Raw genomic sequence first — 18566 nt, forward strand, 5'->3', positions numbered from 1 at the left:
CTTAATGATAGACACCTATGTTAAATGCCTATGTTAAATGGTAGAGAACATAAACATTTTTAGCTCTTAAAGTATCAGCCGTAGGCTGATTTATTGTAGGAAAGTATGACCAAATATTTAATTACTTTTTCAGTAATGTTTTCCATATTTGCATGTAGTAGTGATACCACTAGATTAAACCAAGCGCATATCCTTACATTGGATGATGTGAGGTTTGATAAAAATACAAATACGATAGTTCATTACACCGCTGATTATAAAGATATTGTTATCCCAAGTGATTTTAATGGTGTACCAGTAACCTTTATTGAAGATAGAGCGTTTGCTAAAAATGCCCTCACCAGTATAACTCTCCCTGACTCGGTTACGGATATAGGAGAAGAGGCCTTTGCTGAGAACGCTTTAGTCAATGTCACCATTCCTGACTCGGTTACACGCATCGGAAATTGGGCGTTTGCTAAAAATGCCTTGATGAACGTTACCATTCCTCACTCTGTTACGCATATTGGAGATTGGGCGTTTATTAATAATGCCCTAACCAGCGTCACAGTGCCTAATTCCGTTACATATATAGGATTTAGGGCATTTAAAAATAATGAGCTTGCAAGCGTTAGCATTCCTAACTCAGTTACCTATATGGGAAAGGAGTCGTTTAGTAACAATGCCCTGACAAGCATCACTATTCCAAGTTCCGTTAACTCTATCGCAGATGATGCGTTTGCTAATAATGCCCTAGTGAGCGTCACTATTCCTGATTCCGTTAACGCTATCGGAGATGATGCGTTTGCTAGCAACGCCCTGACGAGCGTCGTCATTCCTAATTCCGTTACCTTTATAGGAAAGCGTGCGTTTAGTCACAATGCCCTGACGAGCGTCACTATTTCTGCTTCCGTTAGCTCTATAGGAAGTGGCGTGTTTTCTGACAATGCACTGACGAGCATCACCATTCCCAACTCGGTTACGTCTATAGGGTTTGCCGCGTTTTCTCACAATGCTCTAACGAATGTCATCATCCCTGATTCCGTTACCTCTATTGGAAACAAGGCTTTTTTTTACAATGCACTGACGAGTATCACCATTCCTGATTCCGTTACTTCTATAGGGTATGCAGCATTTTTTAAGAATGCCCTGACGAATATCACCATTCCCAGTTCTGTGACCTCTATAGGATATACAGCGTTTGCTAACAATGCCCTGACGAGCATTACCATCCCCGATTCCGTTACCGTTATCGAAGATGAGACATTTATTAATAATGCTTTGACGAGCGTTACCATTCCAAGTTCGGTAACCTCTATAGGAATTGCAGCGTTTGCAAACAATACCCTGAGAAGCGTCACCATTCCTGATTCCGTTAACTCTATCGGAGATGATGCGTTTGGTAACAATACCCTGACGTGCGCAACCATTCCTAATTCCGTTACCTCCATCGGAAGCAGGGCGTTTGATTGGAATGTTGCAATAATAAGGAAATAACCGCCCCCCAATCGTAGACAGCTGGTAAGCCCCTAGAGCACCTATTTCCCCATCGGAGTTGCCGAAGTACATTGGAAACTCTTTATAAACCAGAGTCAGGTGATGCCGACATGGATGTCGGCGTAGCTTTCGCGGGGTTGGCCGTTACTTGGCCTACATGTCATCACGGCTTTGTTCGACCGATAGCTCGCACTTTAGGTGTAGCCTCATGACGCTTTATCAAGCGTCGCTTGATTGCTTAAAACAAAGTTTGTAGACCTAGGCTAACGTCAAGGCGAAAGCTGATCTGTGACACCACCGCATATCCTATTACTTCGATTCGCATTTTCCTGTTCTGCACAGTACTCTTCTCTCCCGCTATCTATTTGTTTTCTTATTTGATTCCACCGCCAAGGATGCCATATGGCCCAGTTTGATAAGTATGTTTCTATCGTTGTCGATCCTCGCTCTCCTGAGAGTATTAGCAGTGCATTAGCTGAGTATCGTCAGCACATAGAGAAGGGTTCGGCGTTTCGCTTAACCATGAACCTGTTGCTCAATGTGCAGTTTGTTAAGTCTGGTGGGGTTGCACTGACTATCGAAGATGCTGGCGATAACCGCACTTTGGTAGAGCAGGCCATTAATGCCTGTCGCGATGAACAGAAGTTAAGCTATATCAGCGAACCTGTGCTGTTTGGCGCTGCATTGAACTTCCCTGAGTTGATGCCTGCGGTGGTTGAAACTGTCGAAGCCTTGGTGGCGTTCTCTCGTAGCCGCAACGATTCTAACGATCTCTGGATAGATGACTGCAATGCCTTTGGTATCGAAGCTCTGTATATGCTGATAGAAAGCGATGCTTCTTATAGCCCAATGCTTGCTCGCTTCCTTGTGCCTTACTGGGATACCCAGACCATGACCGCACCGCTGTGCTTGCTTAGCAATTTAGTTAGCAAGCATGGCTGGAGCCGTGATTTGATCAAGGCTTATGTCTGGTGTGATGGGGCTGAGGTGCGCCGTTATTTTTTTGAAGGAGAGGATTATGATGCGCGACAGCCAGACTTGTTAGCGCATTTCGAGTCTCATCCTGACGATTACAGTTACTTTAAAAGTGAGCTACTAGCACGACTGCAAACTAGCCCCATATTGGTGTTTGCTGACGAATCGAACTCTTTGACTCAGATGTTGTTTGAGTACTACGGCACCATGGGCGCTTGGCCTGTGGGATGTGAGCGCTGGGATCTGCAAGAGCAGGTAGAATCCTCACAAGAAGAGTGGCAAGACAGGGTAAAGCAGCAGCTTATTTGCGGCGCTAAAGTTGAAGACGAAATCATCGCCTTAGCGGCAATACTCACTGAAACTCACAACGAATCAGACTTTTTTGCTTTGGCAGAAGCTCAGTTAAATGGACTTGATAACGTTTATCAAGCTTGGATGGAGCCAGCTGAAGTTGAAGCTGAGCAAGAATCCGAGGAGGAGAGTGACGTCGAGTCAGAGCCTGAAGTTGAACCTAGACACTGGGATGAAAAAGCCGGCCGCTCCTTCTTCAGCTGTCTCAATCCAAGACTCGAACTGTTGACTCAAAACCGCCTTGAACGCCTGAGTGATGAGCTTGGTTATCGCGATGGTCAAGAGATTGTAGAAGCCTTGCCTTATATGCCTGTGCATCTAGGAGGGAGTGCCTATCTTGCACAGCGTCTGCTCCAGCAGCCAAGTTTTGCGGAGCGTGATGCGATTGAGCAATGGCTTGAGCAACACTTGAGTAAGCTGCTCACTGATTTTGTCCTCAAGTATTGCGATGTAGCAGAAGCTGATACTGAAGCACTGCGCCAGTGGCTGACGTATGTTGAAAAGCCAGGTGTCGAGGTGGAGGTTACTCAACAGAGCGACGCAAAAATGATCGAGCTAGTGCGTGCTGGCATGGCAAAAGATGGAGGTAAGTCTGGGCCTGATATTAGCGCGAAACAGGCGGCTTATTGGACCTTGTTTAGCTATGATGGTGGTCAACGCTACATGTTAACCAGCTTGTTATTACAAAGTGCGAGTAAGTTAAATCAGTCTGCAGAAACAAATCAGTTTGAGCCATCGAGTCAGATTGTGCAGCTGGCTAAAAGGCATTGGCAACTCTGGCTATCGATTGCGCCTCAACGTGTGATAAATCGCATCGTTAAATTTAAGGCCGATTACCCACTTTATGCGGCGATTAATGACCAAGATGCTGAGACTGCTTTATTCGATCTGTTACAGCAACACGGCGTATCTGACGCCACGCTGGAAGCCTTCACATTGATGACAGATCAGCAGGTGGCCGATTACCGCCCTGCGGACTCAAGGTTTGCCCGCCGCTACGCTGACAAAGTTGCGCAATATGCAGCATTAGATAGTGCTGATACCAGCATGATAGGGCGTCAGCAACTTAAGCAATTTGAGACGCTATTACGAGAGCTTGAGTATTGCCGTGAAGATCAGGTTTTGGAGTTTTTCCAGCATCTTAAGGCGGTGAATCCAAGTATTGCATTGCCGATAATGCCGATGTTTGAAGTGGCTCTACTCAATACCTTAAAAGAAGATTTTGAGGACGATACTGCGCAAGCTGTGCATGACAAACTGATGGCTTACCTTGCCAGCGGTGAAGGCTTAGAGGCCTTGAGTCCACAGGCGCTGAAACTAGCAAAACTCCAAGGCTGGAATCCCTATCCAATGTATCGAGGTAAGCTTGGTCCTGCTGACTTTATCTGGTTGCTACCAAATGAAATGGCAGAGCGTCTGGCACTGTTTTTAGCGCAGTTAGGTAAGCGTGGCTTGCATTGGTTGGGGCGAAGCTCGGTAGAAAATGCCTATGTGGCAAGCCAGATCCAAAGTGGTGACATAGCAATGGCGGAGCGTTGGAGCCACCCTGAGGTGGGTAATGAGCGTCACCGAGACAGTGATATTGGCGATGCGCTCGATGTGGCTAAACAGAGCTGGGCACTAAATTGGCTCGATAGAGCCGGCGTACCAGCATCATCTTTGGTGTATTTTGCTGTGCATGAGGGCTACGAGCAGCAAGCATTTGTATGCAGGTTAGCGGCGGAAAATCGCTTGCCGGATATGCAGGACTGGCTAACGTCGAATGAGCGGGTGCAACTACTTGAAATGCTGCAAGGTGAAGAGTCACTGTCTGAGGCCTGCACCCAGAGTTTTTTACAGGACTGCTCCAGCGCAGTGAAGCAACTGGCTGGTAAGTTGTTTGGTAACAGAGCTTAACGACTGACACTGCAAGGTGGCTTTATTGCGATAAAGTAGCGATAAAGTCACCCACCCGTAATCCCTTTAATAACCTAAACCTCAGCTGTAACTTGCCGCACAAAACTTAGCCATCCTTCTCTCTTTCCTAAATTAGCTCGCCGATTTTGGGTTTCATTTTGTTGACCACTAGTGATGTGATCTAGATCGCATAAAGTCACGCGCGGTTAACTTTTGTTGACTATGCCTGCCAGCTCTATATTACTTTAGTAACCCTTAAAGTTGATTTTGATAATTTTGACGCTATTAAATAGCTATCATTATTAACGCGGAGTGAGTTATTCGTCACGTAATCACTTGTAATTTAGAGCGTTGCAGCAGTTCTTATCTAATCTTGGCTTGTTTAGATCAATAAAATCCACTGTTGGGCTTAGGTCACATTTTTTAACTTAGCAATCGGTAAAATGCTCGGCGAAGTAAACAAAACTTAACTGAAATCTGTTTTCTTCCTGCTGTTCAGCAATAGAAAAATAACGCTAGTGAACAAGATTGGAAGGCTCGCGACAGATTCACCGCTCCTGATTCCTGAGCTGTTGCAATCGGCACAGGCAAGGACACTAAAGGTAAAATTAAATGAATATCACCAACAAAGATGTGGTTTTAGGCTGGACTGCTGCTATTGCAGTTGCCGTGATCTGGGGCGTAACGGGGGTAGTGTCTAAGCCATTATCTATGGCTGTGGATCCTATGACATTAGTATTTTTCCGCTACGTCACTGCAGTGATTGGCTTATCAATTATTTTCTTCTTTACCTCTCGCAGTAAAAGCCTAAGCAAAGATCTTGGTGGATCACTGAAAATCGATAAGAAAGATATCGTCAAAATTGCTCTTTGCGGCATTATTGGCCAAGGTGCCTTCTCACTGTTTAACTTTCTGTCTCTGTCGCACATAGGTGCAACTGAAAACGGCGTGATTCAAGGCATGCAGCCATTTGCTACCGTATTCTTCGGCATGCTGTTTATGAATTTCCGCATGAACAAAATGCAGTGGGGGGCTTTTATCGCTTCGGCTTTATGTATCTACGCCATGAGTGTGGGCCCAACTAACAGCATCGAAGGCGGCACACCATTATTAGGTTATGTCTTTGTAACTTGCTCTATGTTGTCACTTGCATGGACAGCGCACCTACGTGCTAGCTTGGCAGACAAATATGGTTCTGTTGTGTCTATGCTGTATCAGTATATCTCTGTTGCAGTAACAGGTTTCTTTGTGGTGATGGCAATGGGTCTAGACTTAAGCCAAATCTTCATCATCCTTGATAGCCCGCTATTACTTGGCCTGCTGATTTTCTTAGGCACTGGTATCTCTGGTGGTAGCTACTTAATTCAGTTGTACTCTTTCAAACGTATCGGTGTTGAAAAAGCCACTATGGCACTAAACCTAATGCCACTCGTCGGTTACGTGGTAGCGGTACTGACACTGGGCGAGCAGATGGAACTGAGCAAAACGATTATCGTATCTCTGATTGTGGTTGCTCTGTACATGTTCACTAAATGCGAGACAAAGCCGGAAGCTAAAGCTGAAGTTGGCAGTGACATTGATAAAGATTCGCAGACATTGAAGACGCAAAAAGCCTAACGCTAAACTCCAACCTATTATCACCCTCAATCCCCCGCAGGCTCACCACCACGGGGGATTTTTTATTGGTAAAGGCTCTGATTAAGAATGCGTTACGGGTTAATTTAATGGATGAGATGCTAATAGCGGGCAAGGTTGATGCGAGTGAGCCTTTTAAGTTTGATATATTGAAACAGCTGATTATTGTCAGTCGAGGCACACATGTTATGCCAGCTAATTATTTACTCAGTCCAGGCAAAGGGCATAAGGTCACGTTAAGTTGTATTCCATTATTGGAACATGTTTGAGTCAATTTAATTGGGGAGTTGTGCTGCAAGTTGATCCCCACCGGATCATGTTAGCGCTACGTACCATCAGTGACAGTAGGCGCTGAGCGTATGAGTGTAAAAAAATAGCTTTTATTTGCCGTAGCATGATAGAAGCGGCTTATAGAATATTGATATGAATCATTAATCTTGGAGTAACACTCCAATTGAATGTTATTTACTCAAACTGACGAGTTTATTGACTTACTCGATGTTTTGCCATGGCCCGATGATTGTTCAACTTTGCGAAGTGAGAAAATTAAGCCCTTTCTTCGAAGTAGTAGTGATCAAGGGCTTCGGTTAACCGTGTAGCAGCGCTTCAATTCATTTCCTTCGTTAGCAGCAAGATGTCGTCTTTGATTATTTTTGAAAAAACACCTGATTGATTTCGTCTTTTTCTCGCAGTATTCGTCTTACTTAGCAAAGCCATTAACAGGCTCTTTGCCGAGCCGTAGAAACTTAATATGCAACTATTCTCTCTTGTTTCAATGACTGTCGATGGACAGCGGATCCTGATAAGCCCACAAGATGCTAATTTAGTAGAAGTGGCAGCTAAGCTGAAGATCAATATTCCAGCTCCTTGCCTTAAAAGTAAGCGTAAAAATGGTTGCTGCAAAGCCTGTTTAGTCGAGGTAGACGGAAAGAAAGCTTACGCCTGCACAACAAAACCGCTAGCGAACATGAACGTCACCGTACGCACTAGAGAGTTAGATAGTATTCGCAAGGCCTCGTTAAAGGCGTATAGGACTCAGGTGCGAACCGGGGCGGCAGCTGCGTGCCAGTGTTCAGGTTAATGCTAGTGAGCTGCTAAGGCTCGCGCGTAACAATCATCTTAAGGTGTAATGCTTGTTCTTGTAGGGCTATAGCGCTACAACAACGGCTGAAGGTTAATAGAGTGACATTTTAGCCTTTATGCTCTGATGCAGATGGTTATAGTTATATTGTTGTTCACTATTTTTCAGAGGTGCTAATGAAACTTGAAAATATTTGGTCTGCTTATCGACGTCAATTGGAAGCATTCTTACACTCCAAAGTGTCCAATGCTGCTGATGTTGAAGATTTACTGCAGGAGATATTAATTAAAACCCACACTGGCCTTGATAGTCTGCAAAAAGGGGAGAGTATTCAAGCCTGGTTGTTTCAGATCGCCAATCGAACCACTATTGATTTTTATAGAAAAAAAGCGCGTCTTAAAGAGTTAGATCCAGAAGAGTTATGGTATCAAGAGAAGCAGCAAGATATTAAGGCAGAGCTAATCCCCTGTATCGAACCGTTTCTAACGGCGCTGCCTGATGATATGGCATCGTTACTGCGTGCTATCGACTTAGAGGGGAAGTCTCAAAAGGCATACGCGCAGGAGAAAGGGATCAACTACACCACCCTTAAATCTAAAGTGCAAAAGAGCCGAGCAACACTAAGGGGGCTGTTTGAGGGGTGTTGTCATTACAGTTTAGATCCACAGGGTAACCTTATCGACTTTGAACAAAAATCTGCGTCATGCAAAAAATGCTAAATAACTTCGTCCTTTCTATGCCTGCATCGTCTTATAGGTAAATTCATTAACGATATAGGTTTAAAAATGTTGAAAATAGTAAGTTATGTCATATGTCCATTCGTGCAACGCATTACTGGTCTACTCGAGGCTAAGGGAGTGTCTTATCAAATTGAATACATTAGCCTTAAGGATAAGCCACAATGGTTTCTCGATATTGCACCTAACGGTCAAGTTCCTGTTCTGATCACAGAAGATAACATTGCACTGTCAGAGTCAGATGCGATCGCTGAATACCTAGATGATGAATATCCTTTGCTAAGACCTGAAGTTAATAAATCTGCTTGCCGTGCAAGACAGAGAGCCTGGGTGTATCAAGCAAGCAAACTTTATCTTAAACAATGTAGTCATATGCAAAGTCCTACTCAGCAAGTCTTTGAGGAGCGACAAGAATACCTGCAAAATCAGTTTGCCAAGGTTGAGTCTTTTCTTAAAGACCACACCGATAGCCAATATTTCTGTGCCAACGTGATAGGTAACATCGATATTGCTTGGCTGCCTTTGTTTCACCGGGCGGCATTAGTGCAAAAGCACACTGGAATGAGATTATTTGAAAACTTTCCTCTGCTTCAGACATGGGCCGATAATATCATGGCGACAGGCCTTGCTGAGAAAACGGTTCATGACAGTTTTGAAGCGCGTTTTGTTAATTTCTACCTAAGTGATAAGACATATCTTGGTAGCGGAAACAAACGCAACAACCAGAGCTGCAATACTTCATCGACTTCTTGTTGTGCTTAATCTCACTTATTAAGAAAGGCTGAGAAGGCTATGGGACCAAAATTTGGCCCCATAGCTTGGGTATTGACGCTGACTGTACCGTTATCTTCTATCCGCTACTGTTAGGCTATGACGACATAAGGGAACAAGGAAAGGTCGTTTTTAGTCTAGTCTAACCTTATCTTTCATTGCACTCTGGTACTGTCTCAATACTCATTTCTTCTAGGCTATATCTAGCCAAACCATCCCTAGGAGCAGTCCCTTAAACACCGTTAAAAGGTCTTTAGCCGCCTATTGGTCATTAGGCCAGCTCGTTATTTACTATTTTGTTGTAACGTATCGGCTTACACCTAGCTCCTTATGTTTGTAAATGAGCAAGCCCTTATCTCTGCTGAGTTTGCGCGATTACGCTAACTGCTCTCGTTTGGTTTTTCATCGTTCTTTTGTAACTTTTTTGCGATTTAAAAAACGTAAAGTTGTGATTTTTATATCTAAAAAGATCTCTTGATAACTATTTAACTCGTTGTTTTCTTATGTAAATATCGTTTTTATATCTAATTGCTTCTAATGGATTTTTAACTGTGCTGTAGCGCAGGTTTTTACTGTTTTTTATGTGGAAAATAGCCCTTGCTCAGTTGTTTAGCTCAATCGGTGAACGGTTAGTTTCAAAAATGTGGGCTTAAAAAAAAAGCCTGCAATAAACAGTAAAAATAAAATAATGATAAGTAGGAGTGAATGATGAGACGGTGGAAACACAAGGTAGCATTAAGCGTGCTGTTTTGTTTTGGTGCCATTGCCAATGCGAACGCTGCTGGAAAATACGACAGTATCCCTCAGATGGGTAAAACTGCTAAAGAGTCGATAGCTAATTATCAAGGAACGCAACAGATAAACGGCGTGAAAACGCTGCAAGACTATATTGTTCAAGAAGATGAGTTATTTGATTACCTATTCGAAAATCACCCAATGTTTAAATATCAACAATCGGGTAACTTGATTGGTGATTACCATATCAGTGACCGTGGTGAAGAGTATTTAGATACGGGCCATAGCCCTGCATATAGTAAAAGTGTTGGTAAGCCACGAGCGGTACAATATCGTTTAGGTGCCAAATCAATTCTAGATTATCCAAACAATTTCGTTGGTCCTGAGAAGTGTGCCGAATGTCATGCGACTCAATACGAGAAATGGCAGCGCTCGCGTCATGCTAAAACAATTCGTTTCCCTGGCGAACACCCAGAAGTGGATAACGATATTGAAAAAACCATGTACAACACCAAAGATACCTCAATCTTACCCGACGGTATTACCCCAGACATGATCTATGCAACTGTTGGTACGCCTCGTACTAAATACGGTTTCATCGATGCATGGCTCGTGCGTGGTACTTACCATATCAGAGACGGTTTATTACGCGACGGCACTGGTAAAATGGTTGCTGGTGCAAACCAGTTCTCTCGTGGTTGGGCTGAATGGCTAACCCCTGAGATGTCTAAGAAAATTAACGATGTTATCCCTGATTTCCCAATTACCCTTGAAGGTTTTGGTGGTTCAGGTTCGCACCAGCAAGGCATGAGCTCTTATGGTGCTAAGTATGAAAAAGAGATGTTGTTCCAACCAGCAAGTTCTTACTGTGAAGTTTGTCATACGTTCAAGTTTGACTTCCAAAGCAAGCAAGAGTTCTTCGATGCCTTAGGCGATCCTAAGAAGCTTCAAGAGCACACTATCTCTCGTGGTATCGCTTGTGAAGAGTGTCATGGCGCAGGTGGTCACTTAGATGGTGGTACTGGCGGCATGCAGTCTAACTGTGAACGTTGTCACCAGCGTTTCCAGTATGACCCAACGTTAATGGATACTCCTGAAGCACAAGAGAAGGGTGAATACGCCTTTGGTGTGAAGATGAAGTCTCTATGTCCATCATGTGGTACTGAAGGTTCACAGATGTATAACTCTGTGCACTACGAGAAGGGCATGCGTTGTACTACATGTCACGATCCACACGAAGTGACGGATGGTTCTTGGCAGTCTGGTTTCACTACACCAAAGCTGAAGAAAGACTGTAAAGATTGTCACGAAGCACAAACGTTGATTGCTGAAAATTCAGATACTCACAACCAGCAAACATGTCAAAGCTGTCACATGCCTAACATGGGTAGCTGTGAAAACTTCAAGGCATTGCAGTTCCCTGACCAAGCAGGCTTCGACGCAGTACGTAAGTCTCATATGTGGAAGATTGAAGTCGACCCTACTCTGAAGACGTTGAACCCACCTGAAGGTGAGTCTCGTGCCGGTGGCCCAAGCGGTGTTAAAGGTTGGACAGTGGCTAAGAACGAAGAAGGTCGCAACTACTTAGACTTGATGTGGTCTTGTGCTCGTACCTCTATCTCTGACCACGATGTGGTTGAGAACAAAGGTTGTCACAGCCAGTTCCAGTCTGAACTAGAAAAAGGCCTACATTACGAAGATCAGTTAGAGATCTACGGTGAAGTTCAGAAGATGCAAACGCCTGTTAAGGAAGTCTTCACAAAGGTTGAGCAAGCACTTGTACGCATCGACCAGCTATTAGAAGTGACTAAGTTGTCTACTGAAGACAAGACTCAAGTACTAATGCTAGCTGAGAAAGCGCAAGAGACTGTTGATCTAATCAAGAAAGATGGTTCTTGGGGGGTTCATGGCTTCCGTTACAGCCAGAAGCGTCTAGATGCTGCACTAACGTATGTTACGCAAGCGCAAAACATTCTAGATGGAACAGGTTACGCAGCTAAGTAAGCCGCCTAACTTAATCGCCTCGGCCGCCATTGCAGTGCAATGACTGCCGAGGCAATAGAGAGAAAAATGATGAAAAAAGCACTTGGTCAAATCTTAGTAACTCTTTCCTTACTCGCAAGCTCTGCCAGCTGTTTGGCTGGTAGTGGTTCAGATATGGGACCTGCTCATCGTTATGAGCACCAACTTAACACTATCAGCATGATGGAAGCTGGGACTTTAGTGGGTAAGGAAGGCGTCTACTTCTTTGATGTGAATACGCTGGAGCTATGGGCTGAAGGTTACATTCCAGGTGCGATTTACTTCAACGTTAAAGATTGGAAGAAGTTACTGCCGGCGAACAAAGATGCGCTGATGGTGTTCTATTGCGCCAACCGTTTGTGTAACGCCAGTGAAGTCGCGGCTCATTCGGTGATGAAAATGGGTTATACCAACGTCAAACAAATGCCTGATGGTATTTACGGATGGCGCTTGGCAAACCGTGTAACGGAAAGACCATAACAGCTGGATGTTGGGTATAAAAATTACGTAAAACTAATTTATTCAAAGAGATAACCATTATGAAAATATTTACAAAAACTACCCTAGCTGTTGTGACAAGTTTCACTCTATTTATGTCAGCCAACTCAATGGCCGCAACCGAGCTGACTTCTGATGTGCAAAAAGAGTCTTACAGTATCGGTGCTTCTTTAGGTAAATACATCTCGGGCCAAATTTATAGCCAAACTGAGTTGGGTGCTGAAGTCGATGTAGACCTTGTCATTGAAGGTGTGGTGGATGCTCTTAAAAATAACTCACAGTTTTCAGATGAAGAAATTCTCACCTATTTAAATCAGCGTGCAGAGCAGTTAAATACAGCTCGCGAAGCTGCAGAGGCCAAAATTGCCTTAGCAAACCTTACAGCGGGTAATAAGTATTTAGCAGAAAACGAAAAGAAAGATGGCGTTATGGTCACCGAGTCTGGTCTGCAGTATGAAGTGATTAGCGAAGGGAAAGGCCGTAAGCCAAACCCACAAGATGTGGTAACTGTGCACTATAAAGGTTTCCTTATCGACGGCACAGAGTTTGATGACTCACACAAGCGCAATGAGCCAAATCGCTTTGCATTAATGAGCGTGATTGAAGGCTGGCAAGAAGGCATTCCGTTGATGAAAGAAGGTTCAACTTACAAGTTTGCCATTCCTGCAGCGCTGGCCTACGGCGAAAAGCAAGTCGGTATTATTCCGCCAAGCTCTACTCTAGTTTTTGAAGTTGAGCTAGTTAAAGTTGAAGCTCCTGGCCAAAACTCACACGGCATGGGCCTTAGTGGTATGGGCATGGGCGGTATGATGGGCGGCGGTCACTAATCGCTGCTGCTAGCAAATTAATTTAGCTAGTGTTTATTAAGTTTTAAGTTGTTGTTTTAGTAAGTTTCGTTTGTAGAGAGTCACTATGAATAGTTTAGCTATCGGCATTGCTGTCACCTTATGTGCAGTTATCACCCTAATTTGGCGTCATCATCACTCTAGTCAAAAGCATGGTGTAACCCTGATAGTTAAGCCTTTCGATGATGGAATTGATGAGCACTCTGTCAACATTAAGGTACCTACGGTGCTATCTGTAGTGCTCTTTACAACGACACTATTAATTTACGTACAATTAGGCCATTTCAATGGTTGGAATAAAGGAGTAGTCGACACAAATATTGATTACCTGATCACCGCAGAAATCAATAGAAATGCAAAAAAAGTCAATGAACAACCTAATAATGAAATTGCATTATTAAATTTGGCTCAATCCTATGTGGATGGCGGCCTGTATAGCGAATCGGTTCAAACCTTCGATACCTTACTCAAGCTCACGGGCGATGATGCCAACATTATTGGCATGAAAGCTAATGCCATGTATTACCGCGACAACAGAGAGATGAGTTTAGACATTGACTTAGTTATCGCCAGAGCCTTAGCACTCGACGAATACGAACCGCAATCTCGTTTATTACTTGCTACCCACGCTTACCTTAGCGGCGAGTTTGAAAAGGCCATCGAGCAATGGCAGAAACTACTCGAAAGCAAACAGCCAAACGTTAACCGAGCTGCAATTAATAATGCAATTTTAAGAGCCGAGCAAAAAATAGCTAATCGTTCAGTGGCTGCATCTGAGTAAAGTCACGTAAAACCTAATAAGTATAAATATATCAGCAAAATAGCTGATAGCTGGAGGATGCTGTGAGTGAAAATATAGAGAGACGGAGGTTCCTTAAATGCTTAGGAGCCAGCTCTTTGATAATAGCGCCCTTAGGGTGTAGCTCTGTCAAAGAGGGAGAGTCAGATGCAAACAAGCCCCATTATGCGATGGTGTTTGATCAAAATAAATGTACCGGCTGTGGCGACTGTAAAGAGGCCTGTAATCTAGCTAACAACCTTCCTGAAGGTAAGTCGAGACTGCTGATGGAGCAGCACTCAGGCGGGCTAGAAGGTCAGCCTTGTCCACACTGTGGCAAAACAACGGAATGTGGCTGTGAGCGTAAGTTTGTCCGCGTGTCATGCCAACAATGTAAGAATGCTCCTTGTGTTACCGTTTGTCCTACAGGCGCGGCACACCGAGATGAGAAAACTGGCATTGTTACTATGGATGCGGCTAAATGTGCCGGTTGTAAGTACTGTATTGCGGCTTGTCCATACGATGCGCGTTTTATTAATAAAGAGACCGATGTCGCCGACAACTGTGATTTCTGCTTAAACAGCAAGCTTGCCATTGGTGAGTTACCAGCTTGTGTGCAGAAATGCCGTTATGATGCACTGATTTTTGGTGATATTAACGATCCGACATCCTATATCAGTAAGTTATTGCGAGTTAAAGACTCTGTGCGTATTAAGCCAGGGTTTGGTACTGAGCCAAGCTTACGTTACATACCTATTGTGAAGCTAGGAGTATAGATATGGACGGCAATATTGAGTTTACAATGGGCTTGTCTCAAGGCCTTGCTTGGCCTTGGCCAATTGCTGTGTACTTGTTCTTTGCGGGGATCTCCGGTGGTGCGCTAGCCACTGCGTTATTCATACGTTTCTACAAGAAGCAGACAACGAATACGCCATTTTATAAAGCGGCTGCATTGATCGCATTTGTGACCATCAGCTTAGGTATGTTATGTCTGGTATTAGACTTGACCAATCCGCTGTTCTTCTGGCGAATTCTGGTTTACTACAACCTTAATTCAGTGATGTCTATCGGTGTTATCGCACTGTCTGTGTATATTCCGTTAGTCGCACTAATTTGCTTATATGCCTTTGAAGAAGAGATCCGTTCGGTACCTGCGCTTAAAGTGTTAGTACCTGTGATTGAAAAGCTACAAGGTATTCGTCGCCCATGTGAAATCGCTGTACTAGTACTTGCTTTAGCTGTGTGTGCTTACACCGGTTTCCTTATTTCGGCGTTGATTCGTTTTCCTATCATCAATACCTCTGTACTGCCTGCGTTATTTATTGCATCAGGTATGTCTGCGGGTGCTGCTGCTGCAAAAATGCTTGCGGTATCGATGTTTAAAGAAGACTTACATAGCCAAGATATGAAACTACTGCACGGTGCAGAGTGGCCAATCATGTTCGCTGAAATACTATTCATCTTCATGATTGTGACATCTTTAATGACGGGTAACGCTGGAGCACAGAGTGCGTTTGAAGCGTTCCATACTGGTCAGTGGGCTGCAGTGTTCTGGTTTGGTGTAGTGGGTCTAGGTTTTGGTGGTCCATTACTGCTTAACTTCGCTACAGGTAAGGCATTTAGCCATTCTGCTAAGGCGTTCTACCTATCGGGTGTGTGTGCTATAACCGGCATGATGTGTCTGCGTATGTTTATCTTATATGCAGGCCAAATCTTTGCTATCTAGCCCTGAGGCAAGTTAGTAAAGTTGGTGAGTTGTTCGCTCCTAATACGCCGTCCCTGCAAGGTACGTATTAGGAGTCGAACTCCACGCTGAACAACTAAGCTCACGTCTTGCCACATTGTAATAAAAGCAAGGTTGTGAGTGCTCATCTTCGATAATCCAAGTTGGATCCACTATGAAAAAACTGCTGCTCATTCTGTTATTGGTCCCCTTTATGTTTGCCTGTAGCCAAGGAGACACTGCTTCGCAGCCGACACAAGCCGAGGCGATTCATGAGCATGATCGTTGCCACCTGTGTGGCATGATGATTACTAAGTACCCAGGTCCTAAAGCGCAGTTGAGGCTGAAAGGTGAAACCATAGTGCCCAAGTTCTGCTCGACAAGAGATATGTTTAATTTTGCGCTACAGCCAGAGAATAAGCGTCAGATCACCCACTTAAAAGTACATGATATGTCGGTGACTGATTGGGAAAGCCCTGACGATAGTGCCTTTGTCGATGCCGAGTCTGCCTGGTATGTCTATGGCACCAGTAGAAAGGCGGTGATGGGGCCAGCTGTCGCTTCATTTGCGTCCAAAGAAGGGGCTACACAGTTTGCCACTGAATTTGGCGGTGCGGTGCTTACCTATGAGCAGATCACCATTGGACTGTTAGCGGGTGAGTAAAAAGTAAGATGGTGTGTCTTTTCACATTAGTGGCTTTGCGAGGTGGTATTAAGTGATGAATATATCACTGTTAAGTTTGCTAGGGCTGAACCGCTGTTCTGCCATGGTTCGCCTCATTATACTAACGGCGGGCTTCGGCTATTGTATCAGCAGCTACGCCACAAACCTTTCTGTATCTAATACTCAAGAACTCAAACTCGCACTGACTCAAGCTCAAGCGGGTGATCGGATCATTCTTGAATCGGGGCGCTATCAAGGGCCTGTGCAAATCCATCAATCCATAACGTTAACCAGTCTAGGAACTAGCATCATCGAAGCCAGTGGCGTAGGTAGTGCTATTCAGGTGTTTGCTGAAAATGTGGAGATCTCCGGACTCAGCATTGAAAACTGGGGTAATGATCATTATGAGCGTGATGCTGGGATATTGGTCGAGCCGGGCAGTGATAACGTTAAGATCCACAACAATCACTTACGTGGGGACGGCTTCGGTATTCGCGCCGATGAACTCAATAATATCCAGATCAATGATAACGTTATCGTGGGTAACATCACTCTGTACACCTTGGATCGTGGTGATGGTATTCATCTGCAAGACGTAATTGGCTCACAGATCAGGGGCAATACTATCTCTGGAGTTCGTGACGGGGTGTATTTGGAGTCGAGTAGCCAAAGCAAAGTTTACGATAACCACCTGTTCGACCAGCAGTACGGCATTCATTACATGTATACGGCAGATGACGAAGCCTTCAATAACCAGAGTTATCGGGTCGATGGTGGCTATGCCTTGATGGATTCAAAGCGTATTTATCTGCACCGTAATCAGGTATGGGATGCGATCGATTTTGGCATCTTACTCAATATGACTAAAGACTCGCTGGTGGAGTCCAATCGCGTCGAACAGATAGTTAACCGTAGCGAAAATAAAGTACAGGGCCAGGAGGGCAAGGGCATTTTTGTCTACGGCGCCCGTGACAACACCATTGTTAAAAATCATTTCGCTCACTGTGATATTGGCCTGTATATGGCGATGGGCGGTGAGGGCAACCGAGTCTATGAGAACCAGTTTATCGATAACTACAGTCAGGTGAAATATGTCGGTGACGCGCAGCTCGAGTGGAGTCATCAAGGCCGAGGTAACCACTGGAGTGGTTATCTTGGTTGGGATCACAACTCTGATGGTATAGGCAATACGGCTTACCGCCCTAATGATAATATCGATAAGTTATTTTGGCTCTATCCAGAAGCTAACTTCTTGATGGATAGCCCGATTGTAGTGGTACTACGCTGGGTGCAGCGCCAGTTTGAAGTGACAGAGCCTAGTGGCATAGTCGATAGTTTTCCATTGCTGAATGTTAATCCTGCTTTTGCTGATTAAGCCCATTTTTCGTAGCCCATCAGGGTTGCCAATACTAATAACTAATAACTAATTGCTAATTATTGAGTGTTGAATGTTAATTGTTCGGAGAGTCAATGAATTCAAGTTTAGCGGTATCGGCCAGCCATATACGGCATCAGTTTGCCGACTTTCTTGCACTTAATGATGTTAGTTTCGAAGTTCAGCGCGGTCAGACTATGGCGCTGCTTGGTCATAATGGCGCAGGCAAATCGACCCTAATTAAGATTTTACTGGGCTTACTTAAACCCAGTGACGGGGAGGTCATCGTTCTCGGGCAGCAGCTGCAGCATTCTGGCCAGCGAGCCGACCTAAAAATAGGTTACCTGCCGGAGAATGTCAGTTTCTACGACAAGCTTACGGGTAAAGAGATTTTAAGTTACTTTGCGGCGCTCAAAGGGGTGAGCAAAGCCAGAGTCAGTCAACTGATTGAAGAGTTTGGTCTGGAATATGCTCAAGACCGAGTGCTGAAAACTTATTCCAAAGGAATGAAGCAACGCCTTGGCTTTGCGCAGGCGATTTTATCTGAGCCTGAGTTATTACTACTCGATGAGCCCACGGTAGGTCTAGATCCTGTGGCATCGCAGTTCCTCTATGGCAAAATTGCCGAGCTTAAGCTGCAGGGCTGTGGCGTGATTGTATGTACCCATGAGTTGTCGCTTATTGAGAATAACATCGATATCGCGCTAATTTTGGCTAAGGGGGAGAGTCTAGCTAAGGGGAGCCTGAGCGAGCTTAGGAAAAATAGCGGCCTAAAAACTCGGCTGACAGCACCAAACTTAGCGACCTGGGTAGCGCAGCAGCCGAGGCTGGCAGCATATTACGCCGATGATGCTTTGCAATTGGATATAGAGTCTAAGTCAGAGATGTTACAGCTATTAATGTCTGAGTGCCAAGCTTTTGATTTCAGTCTTAAAGAGCCTGCTCTGGCTGAGATCTATCATTTTTACATGGGTCAATGCGCGCAACTTGAAGTGGTGAGTTAA

16 protein-coding genes are annotated in these 18566 nt (G+C 44.5%); all 16 read left to right on the top strand.

Features of this window, described 5'->3' with window-relative positions:
* Positions 1 to 105 precede the first annotated feature (105 nt).
* Positions 106 to 1476, top strand: coding sequence for a leucine-rich repeat domain-containing protein (locus SPEA_RS02640; protein WP_012153763.1), 1371 nt, complete (start codon positions 106 to 108; stop codon positions 1474 to 1476).
* Positions 1477 to 1878: 402 nt separating this feature from the next.
* Positions 1879 to 4698, top strand: a complete 2820-nt coding sequence (locus tag SPEA_RS02645; RefSeq protein WP_012153764.1) for a hypothetical protein — start codon at positions 1879 to 1881, stop codon at positions 4696 to 4698.
* 612 nt (positions 4699 to 5310) lie between these two features.
* On the top strand, positions 5311 to 6315 hold the full coding sequence (locus SPEA_RS02650; RefSeq protein WP_012153765.1) for a DMT family transporter: 1005 nt from the start codon (positions 5311 to 5313) through the stop codon (positions 6313 to 6315).
* A 107-nt stretch (positions 6316 to 6422) separates the two neighbouring features.
* Entirely contained in the window at positions 6423 to 6602 is a 180-nt protein-coding gene (locus SPEA_RS02655; protein ID WP_041410790.1) for a hypothetical protein, read from the top strand.
* A gap of 482 nt (positions 6603 to 7084) precedes the next feature.
* Positions 7085 to 7414: a 2Fe-2S iron-sulfur cluster-binding protein gene (locus tag SPEA_RS02660; RefSeq protein WP_012153766.1), complete on the top strand. Its 330-nt coding sequence runs from the start codon at positions 7085 to 7087 to the stop codon at positions 7412 to 7414.
* Positions 7415 to 7590: 176 nt separating this feature from the next.
* Complete coding sequence (gene sigZ / locus SPEA_RS02665; protein WP_012153767.1) at positions 7591 to 8133, top strand: RNA polymerase sigma factor SigZ; 543 nt, start codon at positions 7591 to 7593, stop codon at positions 8131 to 8133.
* A gap of 66 nt (positions 8134 to 8199) precedes the next feature.
* Positions 8200 to 8913 carry a glutathione S-transferase family protein gene (locus SPEA_RS02670; protein WP_012153768.1) on the top strand — a complete coding sequence of 238 codons (714 nt, stop codon included), beginning with the start codon at positions 8200 to 8202 and terminating at the stop codon, positions 8911 to 8913.
* Positions 8914 to 9630: 717 nt separating this feature from the next.
* Positions 9631 to 11661 carry a cytochrome c3 family protein gene (locus SPEA_RS02675; protein WP_012153769.1) on the top strand — a complete coding sequence of 677 codons (2031 nt, stop codon included), beginning with the start codon at positions 9631 to 9633 and terminating at the stop codon, positions 11659 to 11661.
* A 69-nt stretch (positions 11662 to 11730) separates the two neighbouring features.
* Positions 11731 to 12159, top strand: coding sequence for a rhodanese-like domain-containing protein (locus SPEA_RS02680; protein ID WP_041411245.1), 429 nt, complete (start codon positions 11731 to 11733; stop codon positions 12157 to 12159).
* A gap of 59 nt (positions 12160 to 12218) precedes the next feature.
* Positions 12219 to 13004 (top strand): FKBP-type peptidyl-prolyl cis-trans isomerase, encoded by a 786-nt coding sequence (locus SPEA_RS02685; RefSeq protein ID WP_012153771.1) that lies wholly within the window; start codon positions 12219 to 12221, stop codon positions 13002 to 13004.
* Positions 13005 to 13089: 85 nt separating this feature from the next.
* Positions 13090 to 13803 (top strand): tetratricopeptide repeat protein, encoded by a 714-nt coding sequence (locus SPEA_RS02690; protein ID WP_012153772.1) that lies wholly within the window; start codon positions 13090 to 13092, stop codon positions 13801 to 13803.
* 62 nt (positions 13804 to 13865) lie between these two features.
* Complete coding sequence (locus SPEA_RS02695) at positions 13866 to 14576, top strand: 4Fe-4S dicluster domain-containing protein (RefSeq protein ID WP_012153773.1); 711 nt, start codon at positions 13866 to 13868, stop codon at positions 14574 to 14576.
* A 2-nt stretch (positions 14577 to 14578) separates the two neighbouring features.
* On the top strand, positions 14579 to 15526 hold the full coding sequence (nrfD, locus tag SPEA_RS02700; protein ID WP_012153774.1) for an NrfD/PsrC family molybdoenzyme membrane anchor subunit: 948 nt from the start codon (positions 14579 to 14581) through the stop codon (positions 15524 to 15526).
* A 172-nt stretch (positions 15527 to 15698) separates the two neighbouring features.
* On the top strand, positions 15699 to 16187 hold the full coding sequence (locus SPEA_RS02705) for a nitrous oxide reductase accessory protein NosL (RefSeq protein WP_012153775.1): 489 nt from the start codon (positions 15699 to 15701) through the stop codon (positions 16185 to 16187).
* A gap of 55 nt (positions 16188 to 16242) precedes the next feature.
* The gene (gene nosD / locus SPEA_RS02710) at positions 16243 to 17562 is read left to right on the top strand and encodes a nitrous oxide reductase family maturation protein NosD (protein WP_012153776.1); all 1320 of its coding nucleotides are present in this window, start codon (positions 16243 to 16245) and stop codon (positions 17560 to 17562) included.
* 95 nt (positions 17563 to 17657) lie between these two features.
* Positions 17658 to 18566 (top strand): ABC transporter ATP-binding protein, encoded by a 909-nt coding sequence (locus tag SPEA_RS02715; RefSeq protein ID WP_012153777.1) that lies wholly within the window; start codon positions 17658 to 17660, stop codon positions 18564 to 18566.

Origin of the sequence: Shewanella pealeana ATCC 700345 (assembly GCF_000018285.1) — a bacterium.
In the GTDB taxonomy this organism is placed as follows: domain Bacteria; phylum Pseudomonadota; class Gammaproteobacteria; order Enterobacterales; family Shewanellaceae; genus Shewanella; species Shewanella pealeana.

Coding starts and splice junctions, on each gene's coding strand:
- SPEA_RS02705 (WP_012153775.1), top strand. CDS start 15,699: ATGAAAAAACTGCTGCTCATTCTGTTATTGGTCCCCTTTATGTTTGCC.
- SPEA_RS02650 (WP_012153765.1), top strand. CDS start 5,311: ATGAATATCACCAACAAAGATGTGGTTTTAGGCTGGACTGCTGCTATT.
- nrfD (WP_012153774.1), top strand. CDS start 14,579: ATGGACGGCAATATTGAGTTTACAATGGGCTTGTCTCAAGGCCTTGCT.
- SPEA_RS02655 (WP_041410790.1), top strand. CDS start 6,423: ATGGATGAGATGCTAATAGCGGGCAAGGTTGATGCGAGTGAGCCTTTT.
- SPEA_RS02645 (WP_012153764.1), top strand. CDS start 1,879: ATGGCCCAGTTTGATAAGTATGTTTCTATCGTTGTCGATCCTCGCTCT.
- SPEA_RS02685 (WP_012153771.1), top strand. CDS start 12,219: ATGAAAATATTTACAAAAACTACCCTAGCTGTTGTGACAAGTTTCACT.
- sigZ (WP_012153767.1), top strand. CDS start 7,591: ATGAAACTTGAAAATATTTGGTCTGCTTATCGACGTCAATTGGAAGCA.
- SPEA_RS02660 (WP_012153766.1), top strand. CDS start 7,085: ATGCAACTATTCTCTCTTGTTTCAATGACTGTCGATGGACAGCGGATC.
- SPEA_RS02670 (WP_012153768.1), top strand. CDS start 8,200: ATGTTGAAAATAGTAAGTTATGTCATATGTCCATTCGTGCAACGCATT.
- SPEA_RS02690 (WP_012153772.1), top strand. CDS start 13,090: ATGAATAGTTTAGCTATCGGCATTGCTGTCACCTTATGTGCAGTTATC.
- SPEA_RS02715 (WP_012153777.1), top strand. CDS start 17,658: ATGAATTCAAGTTTAGCGGTATCGGCCAGCCATATACGGCATCAGTTT.
- SPEA_RS02640 (WP_012153763.1), top strand. CDS start 106: ATGACCAAATATTTAATTACTTTTTCAGTAATGTTTTCCATATTTGCA.
- SPEA_RS02675 (WP_012153769.1), top strand. CDS start 9,631: ATGAGACGGTGGAAACACAAGGTAGCATTAAGCGTGCTGTTTTGTTTT.
- nosD (WP_012153776.1), top strand. CDS start 16,243: ATGAATATATCACTGTTAAGTTTGCTAGGGCTGAACCGCTGTTCTGCC.
- SPEA_RS02680 (WP_041411245.1), top strand. CDS start 11,731: ATGAAAAAAGCACTTGGTCAAATCTTAGTAACTCTTTCCTTACTCGCA.